The sequence below is a fragment of the Streptococcus oralis genome, assembly GCF_003942875.1.
GTDB lineage: Bacteria > Bacillota > Bacilli > Lactobacillales > Streptococcaceae > Streptococcus > Streptococcus oralis_BX.
Window position 1 is genome coordinate 35,506 of record NZ_RMVK01000002.1, and the last position, 14,264, is coordinate 49,769.

16 protein-coding genes are annotated in these 14,264 nt (G+C 33.7%); 10 read left to right on the forward strand and 6 right to left on the reverse strand.

All coding sequences use genetic code 11. The features are described from left to right. Window positions 1-17 precede the first annotated feature (17 nt). The 3 genes from D8844_RS02270 to D8844_RS02280 are packed head-to-tail and all read left to right on the forward strand — an operon-like array spanning window position 18 to window position 2,627. Window positions 18-1,214 carry a hypothetical protein gene (locus tag D8844_RS02270; protein ID WP_125421599.1) on the forward strand — a complete coding sequence of 399 codons (1,197 nt, stop codon included), beginning with the start codon at window positions 18-20 and terminating at the stop codon, window positions 1,212-1,214. A 4-nt stretch (window positions 1,215-1,218) separates the two neighbouring features. Next, the gene (locus tag D8844_RS02275) at window positions 1,219-1,860 is read left to right on the forward strand and encodes a hypothetical protein (protein ID WP_125421602.1); all 642 of its coding nucleotides are present in this window, start codon (window positions 1,219-1,221) and stop codon (window positions 1,858-1,860) included. A gap of 17 nt (window positions 1,861-1,877) precedes the next feature. Further along, window positions 1,878-2,627, forward strand: a complete 750-nt coding sequence (locus D8844_RS02280; protein WP_125421605.1) for a hypothetical protein — start codon at window positions 1,878-1,880, stop codon at window positions 2,625-2,627. A gap of 181 nt (window positions 2,628-2,808) precedes the next feature. Here D8844_RS02280 and D8844_RS02285 read toward each other — a convergent pair whose 3' ends face one another. Continuing rightward, entirely contained in the window at window positions 2,809-3,819 is a 1,011-nt protein-coding gene (locus tag D8844_RS02285; RefSeq protein ID WP_125421608.1) for a site-specific integrase, read from the reverse strand. Between the two features lie 1,134 nt (window positions 3,820-4,953). Between D8844_RS02285 and D8844_RS10465 the strand changes: the two genes are divergently transcribed. The 3 genes from D8844_RS10465 (at window position 4,954) to D8844_RS02300 (ending at window position 7,126) form a co-directional block, all read left to right on the forward strand. After that, on the forward strand, window positions 4,954-5,187 hold the full coding sequence (locus tag D8844_RS10465; protein ID WP_225902130.1) for a hypothetical protein: 234 nt from the start codon (window positions 4,954-4,956) through the stop codon (window positions 5,185-5,187). A 277-nt stretch (window positions 5,188-5,464) separates the two neighbouring features. Next, window positions 5,465-5,764 (forward strand): tyrosine-type recombinase/integrase, encoded by a 300-nt coding sequence (locus tag D8844_RS02295; RefSeq protein ID WP_125421949.1) that lies wholly within the window; start codon window positions 5,465-5,467, stop codon window positions 5,762-5,764. Between the two features lie 78 nt (window positions 5,765-5,842). After that, complete coding sequence (locus tag D8844_RS02300) at window positions 5,843-7,126, forward strand: hypothetical protein (RefSeq protein ID WP_125404374.1); 1,284 nt, start codon at window positions 5,843-5,845, stop codon at window positions 7,124-7,126. Between the two features lie 214 nt (window positions 7,127-7,340). Here the strand turns inward: D8844_RS02300 and cadX are convergent, their stop codons facing one another. Beyond that, on the reverse strand, window positions 7,341-7,679 hold the full coding sequence (gene cadX, locus D8844_RS02305; RefSeq protein ID WP_000711085.1) for a Cd(II)/Zn(II)-sensing metalloregulatory transcriptional regulator CadX: 339 nt from the start codon (window positions 7,677-7,679) through the stop codon (window positions 7,341-7,343). Window positions 7,680-7,690: 11 nt separating this feature from the next. Further along, window positions 7,691-8,305 (reverse strand): CadD family cadmium resistance transporter, encoded by a 615-nt coding sequence (locus D8844_RS02310; RefSeq protein WP_021002064.1) that lies wholly within the window; start codon window positions 8,303-8,305, stop codon window positions 7,691-7,693. Between the two features lie 28 nt (window positions 8,306-8,333). Here D8844_RS02310 and D8844_RS10470 point away from each other — a divergent pair, with 28 nt between their 5' ends. Beyond that, window positions 8,334-8,507, forward strand: coding sequence for a FanG protein (locus D8844_RS10470; protein ID WP_125421614.1), 174 nt, complete (start codon window positions 8,334-8,336; stop codon window positions 8,505-8,507). A 111-nt stretch (window positions 8,508-8,618) separates the two neighbouring features. On the opposite strand, the gene D8844_RS02320 is transcribed toward D8844_RS10470, so the two are convergent. Both D8844_RS02320 and D8844_RS02325 read right to left on the reverse strand, forming a co-directional pair. Beyond that, window positions 8,619-9,230: a Fic/DOC family protein gene (locus tag D8844_RS02320; protein ID WP_125421617.1), complete on the reverse strand. Its 612-nt coding sequence runs from the start codon at window positions 9,228-9,230 to the stop codon at window positions 8,619-8,621. Then, entirely contained in the window at window positions 9,223-9,411 is a 189-nt protein-coding gene (locus D8844_RS02325) for a hypothetical protein (protein ID WP_000171300.1), read from the reverse strand. The genes D8844_RS02320 and D8844_RS02325 overlap by 8 nt, the downstream gene beginning before the upstream one ends. Window positions 9,412-9,558: 147 nt before the next feature. On the opposite strand from D8844_RS02325, the gene D8844_RS02330 reads away from it, so the two are divergent. After that, window positions 9,559-10,059: a hypothetical protein gene (locus D8844_RS02330; RefSeq protein ID WP_125421620.1), complete on the forward strand. Its 501-nt coding sequence runs from the start codon at window positions 9,559-9,561 to the stop codon at window positions 10,057-10,059. A 368-nt stretch (window positions 10,060-10,427) separates the two neighbouring features. On the opposite strand, the gene guaA is transcribed toward D8844_RS02330, so the two are convergent. Continuing rightward, a complete protein-coding gene (guaA, locus tag D8844_RS02335; RefSeq protein ID WP_125421623.1) occupies window positions 10,428-11,990 on the reverse strand; it encodes a glutamine-hydrolyzing GMP synthase in 1,563 nt (520 codons plus the stop codon). Between the two features lie 140 nt (window positions 11,991-12,130). On the opposite strand from guaA, the gene D8844_RS02340 reads away from it, so the two are divergent. Together D8844_RS02340 and D8844_RS02345 are read left to right on the forward strand one after the other, a co-directional pair. Further along, window positions 12,131-12,829: a GntR family transcriptional regulator gene (locus D8844_RS02340; RefSeq protein WP_033629854.1), complete on the forward strand. Its 699-nt coding sequence runs from the start codon at window positions 12,131-12,133 to the stop codon at window positions 12,827-12,829. Window positions 12,830-12,965: 136 nt separating this feature from the next. After that, window positions 12,966-14,252 carry a peptidase U32 family protein gene (locus D8844_RS02345; RefSeq protein WP_000169095.1) on the forward strand — a complete coding sequence of 429 codons (1,287 nt, stop codon included), beginning with the start codon at window positions 12,966-12,968 and terminating at the stop codon, window positions 14,250-14,252. The last annotated feature ends 12 nt before the right edge of the window (window positions 14,253-14,264 follow it).

Genomic DNA, 14,264 nt, shown 5'->3' on the forward strand with positions numbered 1-14,264 from the left:
AAAAATAGGAGTATACGATGGATAAAGAGCAATGGATTGAAATATTTACAGAAATTAATGACCGTGTACCAACAGAAGAAGAGATTCAAGCTGGATTTCAGGAAGGAGAAATTACAGAATCAGAAAAAATAGATAATTCTTTTGAATCTACACAATTTGACTCTCAAACGAGAAGTGATGAAGATTTATCTCAAAGAGTTGAAGATGTACAAGATAAACAAGAGTTCAGTAATGATTATACTTTTTGTAGTTCATGCGGAGCAAAGAATTCTGTTAATGATGAAAGATGCATGAATTGTAAAAAAGCTTCAAAACAGACAAATGACAATGTTTTATACTCTACATTTAAAAATAATAGTTTATTTAGATATCTAAAACACTGTTTTGATACGCAAAGATGGGGAATTATAATTTATTTCGCTATAGTAATATTTTTTGAATCAATCAACTCTCTTGGACTAGGTGGTCTAATATTTGTATTATTTACAGTATTTTTATTATCAAATACCGGTCAATCATTAATTTGTTGGATTATTGGAGCGAAGAGGATAGAAAGAAGTGATTATCAAGAAAAAGTTCAACAGCCTGTCAATGAGATTATTCAAAAGGCGCGTCAAAAAGGTTTAAACTTACCGGATAATATTGAAATTCGCATGATTCATAATGATGTTCCTGCTGCTTACGCTATAGGAATGAACAAAATTATCGTTACTGATAGTTTACTGGAAAATCCATATTTTTTAGAACCAAAAATTATGTTTGAGCTCCATCGAATCCATAATATGGCTCCAAATCTTTTACCTGTTCTAGTTGGTTCAAATTTTATTTTAATTTTTGTTTTACTAATTTTATTAATAACAACACTATTTGGAGGCTTTAAAAAAAATTATGGAGACAGCAGAAACTCATTTTGGTCAGGAAGTTCAGAAGCAAAAGAGGGAGCTATTCTATTTTATGGTTCTATAATATTAATAGTTGCATTAATAAGTTTCTTTTTAATGTTTGTAAAATCGGTTGTAAAACGTGATGTATATCTTTCAGACCAGTATATGGCTACGATTGGATGTGGCGAAATTCATTGTTATTATATCGATAACATATCTGAACAAGATGGGTCATTGGCTAAAGGATTTTGTGAGTTAGGATACCCGTCAAAAGATAAACGAATTAGTATTTTACAAAATAATTATAATGTAAGATATACAGGGGTGTAAGGTTATGAATAAAGAAGAATGGCTATCTCAGTTTGAAGAGAAATACAATAGAAAGCCAAGTCCGGCAGAGTTTATTGAAGCAAAGAAGAATCATGAGTTTAATGTAGAAAATAGTAAAGATATAGAGGTTAATAATGTCGAATCTTCTTCCCTATCGGTGGAAGAACTAGATAGTGAGATAAAGTTATCCGAAACTTATCTGGATAAAAAAGATTTAGAGAAAACTGATTCTGAAAATATCACTGTTAATGAGGAAAATGTGCAAGAACATAAAAAAGAAATAGAAGAAGATAAGATTTTTTGTGTTAAATGTGGTAAACCAAATTTTAGAACAAGCGATTACTGTGTTTCTTGTGGTTCTAGAGTTAATAATTCTAGCACAATGAATTCTTTTATATCAGATGTTTCAGAAAAGTTCTTCACAGTTAGTTCTATAGCTGGGAAAAAGACCAAGGAATTAACTAAATCGTTACAAGTAAATACACAGATTTATACAGAGAATAAGAAACGTGAAAAACTTCTCTTGGCATTAGGCAATGCATATTACAATAGTAGGGAAACTAGGTTGGATGATCCTTTTGCAGAACTAATTGAAGAAATACATAAAATTGATATTTCTATAGAACAATTGAGAGATTTCGAATAAAGAGAAAGATTAACAGAATGAAATTTTTTTGGAAGATGTTCATAACCTTTTTAAGTATATTCTTTGCTATCAATATTTCTAATATATATGCGGACGAAACTGGCCCTGTGGTAGTGCAAGCAATTGTTCAAGAAAATTACACGCAAGAGATTACAGTACTTTTAGTAAAACCAGATACAGAAGAAGTCGTAAAAACTCTAAAAATCAATAAAAATAATAATTGGGTTCAAGAGACTAATATTCCACTAGGTGAATATAAAATGAGAGTATACGGTGAAGGCTTAGTTGCTAGATCGATAACACAACTTAAGGCAACATATATGGTTAAAAAAGTTATAAAGAATCCTTCAGTGCGTGAGAAACCATGTTTTGTTGTTATAGAGGGAGATAAAAAATTTATATCTACTTACTATGGTCTAGTTGATTTTCAGAGAAAAGACGGAAGCTACTTAAAGGGAAATTATACTAATGATGAACTGGACAAGTTATATCAGGAAGCTATAGGAACTCAGACTGGTATGTTCGGTTCCAACAAAGAAAATAAGTCTACTACAGAGAAAGAATCTACAGAAAATACAACAAGTAAAGAAACGGAGCTAAAAGAGAGTAACGAAAACATAGAAGAAGTTGATAAAATTGATGGACGCGATTATAGTAGCAAAATGCTATCAAATGAAATGCAACTCATTATTTTTATAGTTTCAATCGTATTGCTATCTGCAGTTTTTATTATCATTACATTTTTAAAAAAGAATAAAAAAATTTAAGTATTTTTTTAAATAGGTCTCACAAGAAGTTCTTAATGGATAGAATCGTGGTTTTATACTTGTTTCTATGAGACCATTTGTTTGAAATAAAAAGTTCTATAATTCCTACAGTTATTTTATCAATTGTAGAAGTTATAGAACTATTTTTTTACGATAAAAATATAATGATGTTTGAAAATTTTTAGTTTGCTTGTGCGATTAACTTATATGCATAGGATTTTTGAAACTCTTCAGGTCGATTGTGTCCGAGAGCACGCGATACAATTAAACAAGCCTTCCTATCAAGGACAACGCCTTTTAATTCTCCTCGTAGATAAATTTTTTCCTTTTTATCTTTGATATCTTTGGGATCTCGCGCGACAAGAAGATAAAGACGTTTTGCGTATTCTGCACGATATTTATGAGGTTTTAAAGCAGATGGAACTTGAAACACACGCTTTTTACCCGCTAGTTTAAATTCTTCAACAAGCCTCTCTAATTCTTCTTTGTCTCGTGTAATAATCGGAACCCATCGGTCTCGTGCTCCTTTGGATTTATGCTTTTTACCAATAATTTTAAGATAGTATCGACCATCTTCACGTTGATGTAGAGAATCACCTGTAATAGCTTTTAATTCGTTTTTACGTAGCCCAGTGGCCGATACAATTGAAAACCAGCGATTATTTGTTTCTTCAGACATCCTGTCGTCATTAGACTTCAAACGATTATTCTTTTTGGCGGCTCGATATCGAATATCTGTTGCAACAAAAGCAGTAGAAGATACACCTAAGACTTTGGCTAATGCTGCTTTATAGGTTGACTGGGTTGGAGCAGAAAGTCCTAATTTCTTACAACGTTCTAAGTATTGATTTACTAAGTCAATCCATCCCTCAATATCGTTAGATTTATCAAGAGCTTCTAAATCTTCGGCAGTAGTTATTGAGGCAACAAAGGAAGAGAATCTGCTCCAGGAACCAGCGTAGTTATGAAGAGTTCGGTCTGTATGGATTAAATGAATGTCTTCTCCCGTTTTTTTGGATTCATTTCGCTTGATACCCTTTCCTTTTTTAAAGCGCGTGACTAAATTAGTCAATCCTTTTGATTGGACGAATTGTTTCCGACCCTCAAAAGTTGTTAGAGAATCTATCTGTTGTTTCTTAGCTTTCTCTTTAGCTTTTCGTCGTTCAGCACGACTACGTTTCTTCTTTGCCATCGTTCTTTCCTTTCTATAGTAGATAATGTGCTTTTAAAGAAGATCTTAAGAAAATTCTTAAGGTCTTTTTAATTCAAGTTGAAGTAGTGCAGTGACTTAAGCTTATATTCACTGATGTAGTATCTTCCCTTTGCTTAGGGCGCTTCTTAATTGATGGCTAAGAAGATAACCAAGTCATTTTACAACATGACAAGTTGACTCAATTCAAATAAGATGTAGAGTTCCATCTTGCAGATAAAAATCTGTTGTTTTTTTTTGTTAGTCTTTTTCAGGTTTAAATGCTCTGAATTTAGCGACTGAGCTAAGCTAGTTTTTGTATTTGATTTTTAGACTTTTGTTATTTACTTTAGTTTTTATACTTTGATTTTTTACTTTGTTATGATCAAAAAATTTTTTTAACTGCTGTTGACATTACTTTTATTATCTATACATTTATTTTTTACTGGTAAATGAAATACAAAAATTGGTTCCTGTTATTTACTTTCGTTTTTTACTTTTATTCTTTACTTTGTTACGATCAAAAAATTTTTTTTAAACTGCTATTGACATCTCTTTTATTATCTATACATTTATTTTTTTTTAGTTAATGAAATACAAAACTGGTTCTTTCCTAACCCAGCTTAAACCTACTGTTTCCACGATAGCTACCTCCTTTCAAACATAAAAAACGTAGCTATATTAGTTACGTCTCTACTCAATCAATTATCTTGATATTATTAGTATGCCATAAATTTTAAAATAAAAAAATTAGGATAAGATTTTTTACGTTATTCACTTTTACCTAGTACTGTGTGTTTAGCGTGACTTACACATACGTTCCTGTCAACGCTAAACACACAGAAAAATCAGAATCGCAAAAAAATTGAGGGATGAGAGAAAGAGGAAAAACTACAAAAAAAATTAATAAGAGAAACAACTTATGTATCGTTTTTTCTTAATTATTTTTTTTTATTTTGGAATTTATGGCATACTAAAATTATAATAATACTTACGGAGGAAACCACTATGTTTCTAAAATATTATTCACTCATTAACTATATTCTCTATAAAAATCGCAGAGAATTCGAAAACTCATTTGATTGCTACCCCAAAAAGACAGTGTATGAGTTCCATATCAGGGAGTCTACAGGAGGAATGAAAATTAGACAAAAAGAACATAATGCAATTCATGTTAGCCTATTTTCTAATAGTGGAAGTTATATTACACTTTACTTAAGGAATTTTACGCCAGAAGATTTGGTGGCTGTGATGAATTCATTAATCAAGCAGAAGAAAGAACTTGGATATGAGCGGTTGATTTGCTTGTTATCAGAGCTCAAAAATGATGAACGCTTAAGTTTATTGATGAAGTTATCCAAAATGAAATAAACATACTGGGACCAAGCAAACTGCACCCCAAAAGTTAGACAGAAAAAACTAACTTTTGGGGTGTAGTTCAGTCCCTCTTCCTTTAAAAATCCGAATCATCATTTTTATTTCAAATAAGGTAGTGATTCGGTTGATTTATATTGCAATGTAGTGAAATTTAGAATTTCAGAAATCGCTTTGAATCAAGGTCTATACCGTCTAGTGACGTGTAGTGAATCCCTATTTTACTTCTATAAATAACAAACAGGGCAGAGCATTGTATCATATAGAAATTTCAATGTTCTTAAGAGGTGGAACTAGTCAGTCCGCTAAGTATAATAAGAAAAGTAGAAAATCCTATAAGGATATTGACGATCTAGTCGATTTTGATAGACCTGTTCACATAGTTCCCCATATGTTCCGACATAGTTTTGTTTCAGTCATGGCTGATAAGATTGTAAGCCTAAACGTTATTAGAGAGTTTGTAGGACATTCAGAAGATAGTAGAGATATAGAAAAAATCTATCTTCATGTCATGCAAAAAGGAAAACATAAAATTGAACAAGCCATGATAGATTTAGCTAAAATCATAAAATGAGTAATAGTTGTGGTTATTGATTCAGTTTCATTAAAAAAATGATATGATAGTGATATAAAGTATCAATTAGGTGTAGGTATGATAAATAGACAAGCTAAGAAGTTTTTTGATTATTATTTAAAAATAGTTGCAACAGAAGAATATCAATCTTATTATCAAAGACATGAGCAGGAAGGATTAGAATTTCATAAAAAGTGCATTGAAGAAAAACATCCCGAATGGAGGACACGGACAGACTATTTTGATGAATTCTCAATTGGCGAGTTTATTATTTTAGATACACTTTCAAATGAGGGTGTTAATAAATTAACGAAGCGTTTATATTCGTTGCCAAAGTCGAAATTTAAAGTGAAAAATTATTATAAAAAACCTACTATATTTAAAAAATACGACTATGTCCATTTAGAATATTTAAGGCATGGAGTCGGAATTTTTGCTGAAATTGAGATAATTGGAGATAATTTTTTCAGCAGTATTGAAATAAGTTGGGCGACGGTAAATAATTATTATGCTATTTTTCAATATAGATTTCATTTAAAACAAGTATTGACAGAGTCTAATCTTCAATTATTTATTTCTGATAATATCAAAAACTTGAGTAAAAAAGATTACATTAATTGGTATATTCTGGATGATGAGGACGATAAGCTTAATTATCTATCTATTGATCAGATGACAAATGAACTTCCTTCTTTGATATGTCAACATTACATAACTACGTTTTTATATAGCGAAAATGGGAAAATGAACAAATTAATTAATCTAACAGTTGCTTTTCGAAAAGACAAAGTTGATATAGATAAAATATACTTCGGGGATATTAGTTATAGTCTATATAATAAAAAAGGCAATTACTATATTTCAAATAGTTTTAATGATAGTGATTATGTTCTATACTCAGGAAATAATTTCATTCCTAGATTTAGTATTTTAGGGTCTATATCACAATATGGGAACGAGCTCTATTACTTATTATTTGGAGAGCGAGAGCTTCACATTTTTGAAAGAGATTTTTCGAAATATGTATCAGGAAGAAAGAACATAATGTTTAATAAGAATTTTTTAAACCTTTTGAAAAAGATACAAAGCCTATCGGAGTCAGAAAACAGAATAGATATTTCTAATTTTAAAAAAGACTTTGAAGATTCTTGGACTATATTTGTATCAAATGACGAAGTTCAGCTAGAAAATTTATTTCATAAAAATTTGTCATATTATCGAAATGTAATTAAAGAAAATTATTCCTATTTGAATATGCTTACTGAGATAAATTACACAAAGACAAATACCATAAGTTCTATCGTTGCTACGATAGTCTCCATCATTGCTACCATTATATCTGTTATTGCACTCCTAAAGTGATATAATCAGTTAAAATTCAGTTATTTTACTAAAATTAAAAGAAAAAAGCCTTTGAAATGCTGATTTCATAGGCTTTTTATATATCTAATCACTTCACTTCTATAAAAAAAATAAATAATTTCTATTTTAGCTGTTAGAAACGTTGGTACATCAATGTTTTTAGAATGCTACATAATAAAAGGTAGAGTGAATGGTAGAGTAGTAAAAATAGTTGTTATCCTAGTTGATTAAAAAAATCTCTGATTTCCTCATCTTTTATAAAATAATATATAATTTTCCCCTCTCTTCTAGTATCCAAGATGTTTTGATTGGCTAGTTTACGAAGATGGTGGGAGGCAGATGCCATACTGAGATTTAGTAAACAGGCTATATCACAGACACAGAGTTCTTCAACAGCAAGGAGATAAAAGATGATATTTATCTGTTTATTATCGGTAAACTTTGATAAAATACGAAGTGATTTTTGGACTTTTTCCTTTTCAAGGTAGTTCGTTGCGGTTGTAACATTTTGTTGATTTATAATATTCACTTGGCATATACTATCTTTTTTCATAATTTTTTCTCCTAGCCGAACACAGTCCTTAGTATGTTAAAGCTGTTGTTTTCAATCAGGATATACATCCCCAATCCTAAATAAACAACGGCAATAAACCATCTGCTATATTTTTCCAAAGTTTCTCCAACAGAAGGGACTTGTGCCAATTTTTGGGCAGAAAAAACCAAGAGATAAATCATGACTAGAAAAGTAAGTAAAGCCACTATCAAATTCGCTAAATTTAAGGTAATAAAATATGGGACAAAAACACCAATATTGTCAGCACCACAACTAGCAAAAGTAATCATAGCTACTAGAAAAATCAGGTTTTTATCATCTTTGCGCAAACCATCTTTTGCAATAGCTTCTCCATCAGAATCTCCTAAAAGCAAAACTTTGAGTCCTAGGAAAATTGGAATCAAACCTAGCAAACCTAAAATCTCTTTACTAGGAATATAATTTAAGACAAATGCAAAAAGTAAACTTAGCAATATTAGACTAACAGAGCCTAGAAATTGTCCTAAATAGATGTTAATGATGTCTTTTCTGCTTTTTCTTTTGGCAAAAAATAACATTAGGATAATAAGTAAGTCTACGGCTGTCCCAGAATACAGGATTATTGAAGTAACAACATTTTGAACCATAAAACACCTCATTCAAATATATTTTTGAATGTATTTTAACATTAAACTTTGTAGATGTCAACTTCAGCTCCATCAAAATATAGATAAGAAGGTAGTGTACCAAACATTAAAAAGCCCTGCCATCGAAATGATAGCAGGGCTTAACTTCAATATCCAGATGATATATTTATCTAAAAAAGGTAGAGATTGGACTGAAATATAGTGAAATGTATTAAAATTGAAAAAAGAAAAAACGCTTGAAATCAGCGTTTTTCTTATGTATTGATTCGTATTGAATGCTTACGTCACTTCTGTAATTATCAAGTATTACAACCTATATTACTTTTAATATTTTAGCAAATAATTCTTCTAACTTCCCTAAGTCTCCATAGACAGTTCCGTCCATATAAAGGTTGTAAACTTCATCATCTTGTTCTACTCGTATTTGTGCAGAATACCCTTTTAATAGTGCTAAGGAACGGATAACTTCTCGTTGAGTTCGTCCATTTCCTTCTCGAAAGGGATGGAAATAATTAAGATTATCAAGAATTTTTGCTAAATGTTTAATGATTTCATCTTTTGAGTTGGCAGTTTGATGATAGGAATGAATGAGATGATTTATATAAGTTTCTGCAACATTAAACGACTGTATCGACATAAAAGGATTACCACTTTTAGAGATATTCACCTTACGATATTGTCCTGACCAGGCATAAACATCTTGAAACAAATAGTTATGAATGGCTAAAATATTACTCATGGAATAGACTTCAATGGCTTTCAAGCGCAAGTCTGCAAGTCTTTTAGTAACGAATAAGTGTTCATTTCGATAGGCTTCTTCAATATTTGTAACATTTTGTTTGTTGATTAAGACTGTGGAATTTGGATAGGTATATTGGTGATTAGGGTCAATGTACTTATATCCTTCGTATTGATTTTTAACCAATATTCAATTCCTTTCGTCTATTGACAACATAAGTTTTTAAATCAATCACATCTTGAACAGTAGGTTCATAATTTTCAATCATTGATGATCCAATAGCATACCAGACGGTATCGAAATCTGAAAAATTATCAAAAGGAATCCCTAAAATTGTTAATTCTTCTTTATTTACATCAAGAGTCATGTCACATCTCCTTATATAATGTTACCTTTATTATACCATAAAATCGGTATTTTTACCTAAAGGGATAGAGACTATAAGATGTATTATGTTTAATGTAGATTTATGATAAAATGGTTTTATTATAAAAAGAAATAACAGAGGTATAGCATGGAGCCATATATTACAGAAGCTTTAGTAAAAGCAGGGATTGAATTGGGAACTCTAACATTTAAGGGAACAACAACACTAGTGAATAGTAAAATTCAATCATTAAAGGAAGAACGTAACGCCGATAAATTACGAAATACTTATGATGAAATTGTAAATGAGTTACTTTCGGAACGAGAACAGGCAATCAGAATTGCTCAGGCATATAAAGAAGAATATGAAAAAGTACATATTGATGATAAAGATATTGAGTATTTGCACAACACTTTAGAACGGGTTATTTCTCTTCTATCTTCATTTACTAATGTTGAAGATGGGAAAGAAGATTCAATGAAACAATTGGTTGCTTTACTTAATAAAGATACTTTAAAGACTATGCAATTATTAGGATTTAATTACAAGGAGGCAATAGGAGAACCTTTAACGGAGGTTTGCTCAAATGCTATAAGAAATAAATTAGGAAGTCTATCATCTAAGAATAATGTACGTAACAAAAAATAATTGAACCAATGGTGTGAACTTTATGGTAAAATCTAGCTCAATTCGTGTATTTTTAGGGTAAAATTCACATCATTCAACTGAAATTGATTCAAATTAGATGAAATTCTGTTTTCTGTAAATGTGGGAAAACATTGATTTTAAGCGGATATTGAAACTTATTCAAATAAAAATGTTTCCACCTAGGTCTTAAGAAAGCTTGTAAAGCATCAAATAATAGAAAAATAAAATTTAATATAAAAAAATCCCATCAGAATATTTCTGGTGGGATTTTTGGTGGGGAACCAATCAATTTTGATTTATTTTTAACCTTTTATAACAACTGAAAATGCTGTTAAATCAACCATTTCACTTCAAATCATGTTTATAAATCATTCCCACTCAACGGTTGCGGGTGGTTTACTTGTAATATCGTAGACGATACGGTTAACGTGGTCTACTTCGTTTACGATACGTACAGAGATCTTTTGAAGGACATCCCAAGGAATTTTGGCAAAGTCAGCTGTCATACCATCGATAGAAGTGATAGCGCGAATGGCAATGGTGTAGTCATATGTACGACCGTCACCCATAACACCTACTGAACGAACGCCTGTGTTGACAGTGAAGTATTGCCAGATATCGCGGTCAAGACCAGCTTTAGCGATTTCTTCACGTAGGATAGCATCAGACTCACGAACAGTTTCTAGTTTTTCCTCAGTGATTTCACCCATGACACGGATAGCGAGTCCTGGTCCTGGGAATGGTTGGCGCCACACGATGTGGTCTGGCATACCAAGCTCTGTACCGAGGGCACGGACTTCGTCTTTATAAAGAGTGTTCAATGGCTCAATCAATTCAAACTGCATGTCTTCTGGAAGACCACCAACATTGTGGTGTGATTTGATGGTTTGAGCAGTATCTGTACCAGACTCAATCACGTCAGTGTAAAGCGTTCCTTGAGCAAGGAATTTTACATCTTTGAGCTTACTTGCCTCGTCATCAAAGACATAAACAAACTCATTACCGATAATCTTCCGTTTTTGTTCAGGATCAGAAACACCTGCAAGTTTGTCAAGGAAGCGTTTTGTAGCGTCTGCTTTGACGATATTCAAACCAAACTTACCACCAAGCATGTCCATAACCTGGTCAGCCTCTCCCTTACGGAGAAGACCGTGGTCTACAAAGATACAGATTAATTGATCACCGATTGCTTTTTGGAGAAGAACTCCAACAACAGAAGAGTCAACACCACCTGATAGGCCGAGAAGAACACGCTTGTCACCTACAGTTTCACGAATTTTTTGAATCTGCATGTCGATAAAGTTATCCATTGACCAGTCGCCTTTAGCCTTACAGATGTTAAGGGCAAAGTTACGAAGGATATCATTTCCGTATACAGAATGGCGCACTTCTGGGTGGAATTGGATCCCATAGATGTGCTTGTCAGGGTTTTCAATGGCTGCATAAGGACAGTCAGCAGAAGTACCAGTACGAACAAAATCGGCAGGAATTTCTGTTACAGCATCGCCATGGCTCATCAAAACAATCTGTTCTTCAGGAGTTCCTTCAAAGAGGGCAGAAGTGGTATGGGTAAGTGGTGATTGGCCATACTCGCGGTTACCAGCATCACCTGCAGGGACAACTTTTCCTCCAAGTTTATGAGTTAAAAGTTGCATACCATAGCAGATTCCCAAAATTGGAATGCCAAGTTCAAAAATTTCTGGGTCAATATCAAATGAACCATCTTCGTATACAGAGTTTGGTCCACCAGAGAGGATGATCCCTACAGGGTTAATCGCACGAACCTCTGCGGCTGAGATTTTGTGACTTTTTAGCTCTGAAAAAACACCAATTTCACGAATACGACGTGAAATCAGCTGGTTGTATTGGCTACCATAGTCCAGCACGATGATTTTTTCGACATCTTGCAAGTCAGTTGAAATGTTGCTCATCTTTTTCCTTTCTCAAAAGAAATATCTTTTTCAATATTCTATCACAAATAGGGGCGAATTACCAACTAAACAAGGCAAAGTTTGACTTTTTCTTAGCAAATACGGTACAATGGAGAAAATAAAGAAAAGAAGTGAGAATCATGTTACCAGCTTATATGAAAATCCACGATCAGATCAAGAAGGATATAGATGAGCATCATTGGAAAATTGGAGAGAGACTTCCAAGTGAGCGAGATTTAGCTGAACAGTTTCAAGTTAGCCGGATGACATTACGCCAAGCCATCTCTCTCTTGGTTGAGGAGGGGGTTTTGGAGCGTCGTGTAGGAAGTGGGACTTTTGTTTCTAGCACTCGAGTTCAAGAAAAAATGCGGGGAACCACTAGTTTTACGGAGATTGTCAAATCCCAAGGGAAAGTTCCCTCTAGTCAGCTCATTTCTTACAGAAGAACCATTCCAAATGAGCAAGAGGTCGCTAAACTAGGGATTACTCCGACAGAGAATATTATTCGAATGGAACGGGTGCGTTACGCTGATCAAGTTCCTCTGGTCTATGAAGTAGCTTCTATCCCCGAAAAGTTTATTAAGAATTTTAAAAAAGAAGAAGTAACCAGTCATTTCTTTCAGACCTTGCAAGAACATGGTTACCGAATTGGAAAATCCCAACAGACAATTTATGCGAGATTGGCTAAGGAAAAGATTGCCCATTACTTAGAAGTCGAGAAAGGGCATGCCATTTTAGCCTTGACTCAGGTCTCTTATCTTGAAGATGGGACGGCTTTCGAGTATGTAAAGAGTCAATACGTGGGCGAGCGCTTTGAATTTTATCTTGAAAATAACTAGTCTAGAAAGGCTAGTTTTTTGTTTTAGAAAAGATTAGAATTGTCAAAACAATCTGTCTAGGCTTGATTTTATCGCTTATTTACTATAAAATGAGAAGGAAAAACGTCAAACTTTTATATTGCAAATAGGAGAAAAAATGACAAAAACATTAAAACGCCCTGAGGTTTTATCACCTGCAGGAACTTTAGAGAAGCTGAAAGTAGCTGTTCAATATGGTGCGGATGCAGTCTTCATTGGTGGACAGGCCTATGGTCTTCGTAGCCGTGCTGGAAACTTTACCTTTGAACAGATGGAAGAAGGAGTCCAGTTTGCTGCTAAGTACGGTGCCAAGGTCTATGTGGCTGCTAACATGGTTATGCACGAAGGAAACGAAGCTGGTGCTGGAGAATGGTTCCGTAAGTTGCGTGACATCGGGATTGCGGCAGTTATCGTGTCAGATCCGGCCTTGATTATGATTGCAGCAACAGAAGCACCAGGTCTAGAAATCCATCTTTCAACCCAAGCCAGTGCGACCAACTATGAAACTCTTGAGTTCTGGAAAGAACTTGGTCTAACTCGCGTGGTTTTGGCCCGTGAAGTTTCAATGGAAGAATTGGCAGAGATTCGCAAACGTACAGATGTTGAGATTGAGGCCTTTGTCCATGGAGCCATGTGTATTTCCTACTCAGGTCGCTGTACGCTATCAAATCACATGAGTATGCGTGATGCCAACCGTGGTGGTTGTTCACAGTCTTGCCGTTGGAAATACGATCTCTACGACATGCCCTTTGGTCAAGAACGTAAGAGTCTTAAAGGTGAAATCCCAGAAGAATTTTCAATGTCAGCCGTCGACATGTCCATGATTGACCATATCCCAGATATGATCGAAAACGGTGTAGACAGTCTCAAGATTGAAGGTCGTATGAAGTCTATCCACTATGTTTCAACTGTGACCAACTGTTACAAGGCGGCTGTAGATGCTTATCTCGAAAGTCCTGAGAAATTTGAAGCCATCAAACAAGACTTGGTGGACGAGATGTGGAAAGTTGCTCAACGTGAATTGGCAACAGGTTTCTACTATGGTACGCCGTCTGAAAATGAACAGTTATTTGGCGCACGTCGTAAAATTCCTGAATACAAGTTTGTCGCTGAAGTGGTTGCTTATGATGATGCGACTCAAACGGCAACCATTCGTCAACGAAATGTCATCAACGAAGGCGATCAAGTTGAGTTTTATGGACCAGGTTTCCGTCATTTTGAGACTTATATAGAAGACCTTCATGATGCCAAGGGCAATAAAATCGACCGTGCTCCAAATCCAATGGAACTCTTGACAATCAAGGTCCCACAACCTGTTCAAGCAGGGGACATGGTCCGCGCTCTCAAGGAAGGTCTTATCAATCTCTATAAGGAAGATGGAACCAGCGTTACAGTTCGTGCCTAGAGAAGGAAATGT

Excerpts from the sequence above, each read along its gene's own strand:
- D8844_RS02270 (WP_125421599.1), top strand. The coding sequence starts at position 18 with ATGGATAAAGAGCAATGGATTGAAATATTTACAGAAATTAATGACCGT.
- D8844_RS02275 (WP_125421602.1), top strand. The coding sequence starts at position 1,219 with ATGAATAAAGAAGAATGGCTATCTCAGTTTGAAGAGAAATACAATAGA.
- D8844_RS02280 (WP_125421605.1), top strand. The coding sequence starts at position 1,878 with ATGAAATTTTTTTGGAAGATGTTCATAACCTTTTTAAGTATATTCTTT.
- D8844_RS02285 (WP_125421608.1), bottom strand. The coding sequence starts at position 3,819 with ATGGCAAAGAAGAAACGTAGTCGTGCTGAACGACGAAAAGCTAAAGAG.
- D8844_RS10465 (WP_225902130.1), top strand. The coding sequence starts at position 4,954 with ATGAAAATTAGACAAAAAGAACATAATGCAATTCATGTTAGCCTATTT.
- D8844_RS02295 (WP_125421949.1), top strand. The coding sequence starts at position 5,465 with ATGTTCTTAAGAGGTGGAACTAGTCAGTCCGCTAAGTATAATAAGAAA.
- D8844_RS02300 (WP_125404374.1), top strand. The coding sequence starts at position 5,843 with ATGATAAATAGACAAGCTAAGAAGTTTTTTGATTATTATTTAAAAATA.
- cadX (WP_000711085.1), bottom strand. The coding sequence starts at position 7,679 with ATGAAAAAAGATAGTATATGCCAAGTGAATATTATAAATCAACAAAAT.
- D8844_RS02310 (WP_021002064.1), bottom strand. The coding sequence starts at position 8,305 with ATGGTTCAAAATGTTGTTACTTCAATAATCCTGTATTCTGGGACAGCC.
- D8844_RS10470 (WP_125421614.1), top strand. The coding sequence starts at position 8,334 with ATGTATTTTAACATTAAACTTTGTAGATGTCAACTTCAGCTCCATCAA.
- D8844_RS02325 (WP_000171300.1), bottom strand. The coding sequence starts at position 9,411 with ATGACTCTTGATGTAAATAAAGAAGAATTAACAATTTTAGGGATTCCT.
- D8844_RS02330 (WP_125421620.1), top strand. The coding sequence starts at position 9,559 with ATGGAGCCATATATTACAGAAGCTTTAGTAAAAGCAGGGATTGAATTG.
- guaA (WP_125421623.1), bottom strand. The coding sequence starts at position 11,990 with ATGAGCAACATTTCAACTGACTTGCAAGATGTCGAAAAAATCATCGTG.
- D8844_RS02340 (WP_033629854.1), top strand. The coding sequence starts at position 12,131 with ATGTTACCAGCTTATATGAAAATCCACGATCAGATCAAGAAGGATATA.
- D8844_RS02345 (WP_000169095.1), top strand. The coding sequence starts at position 12,966 with ATGACAAAAACATTAAAACGCCCTGAGGTTTTATCACCTGCAGGAACT.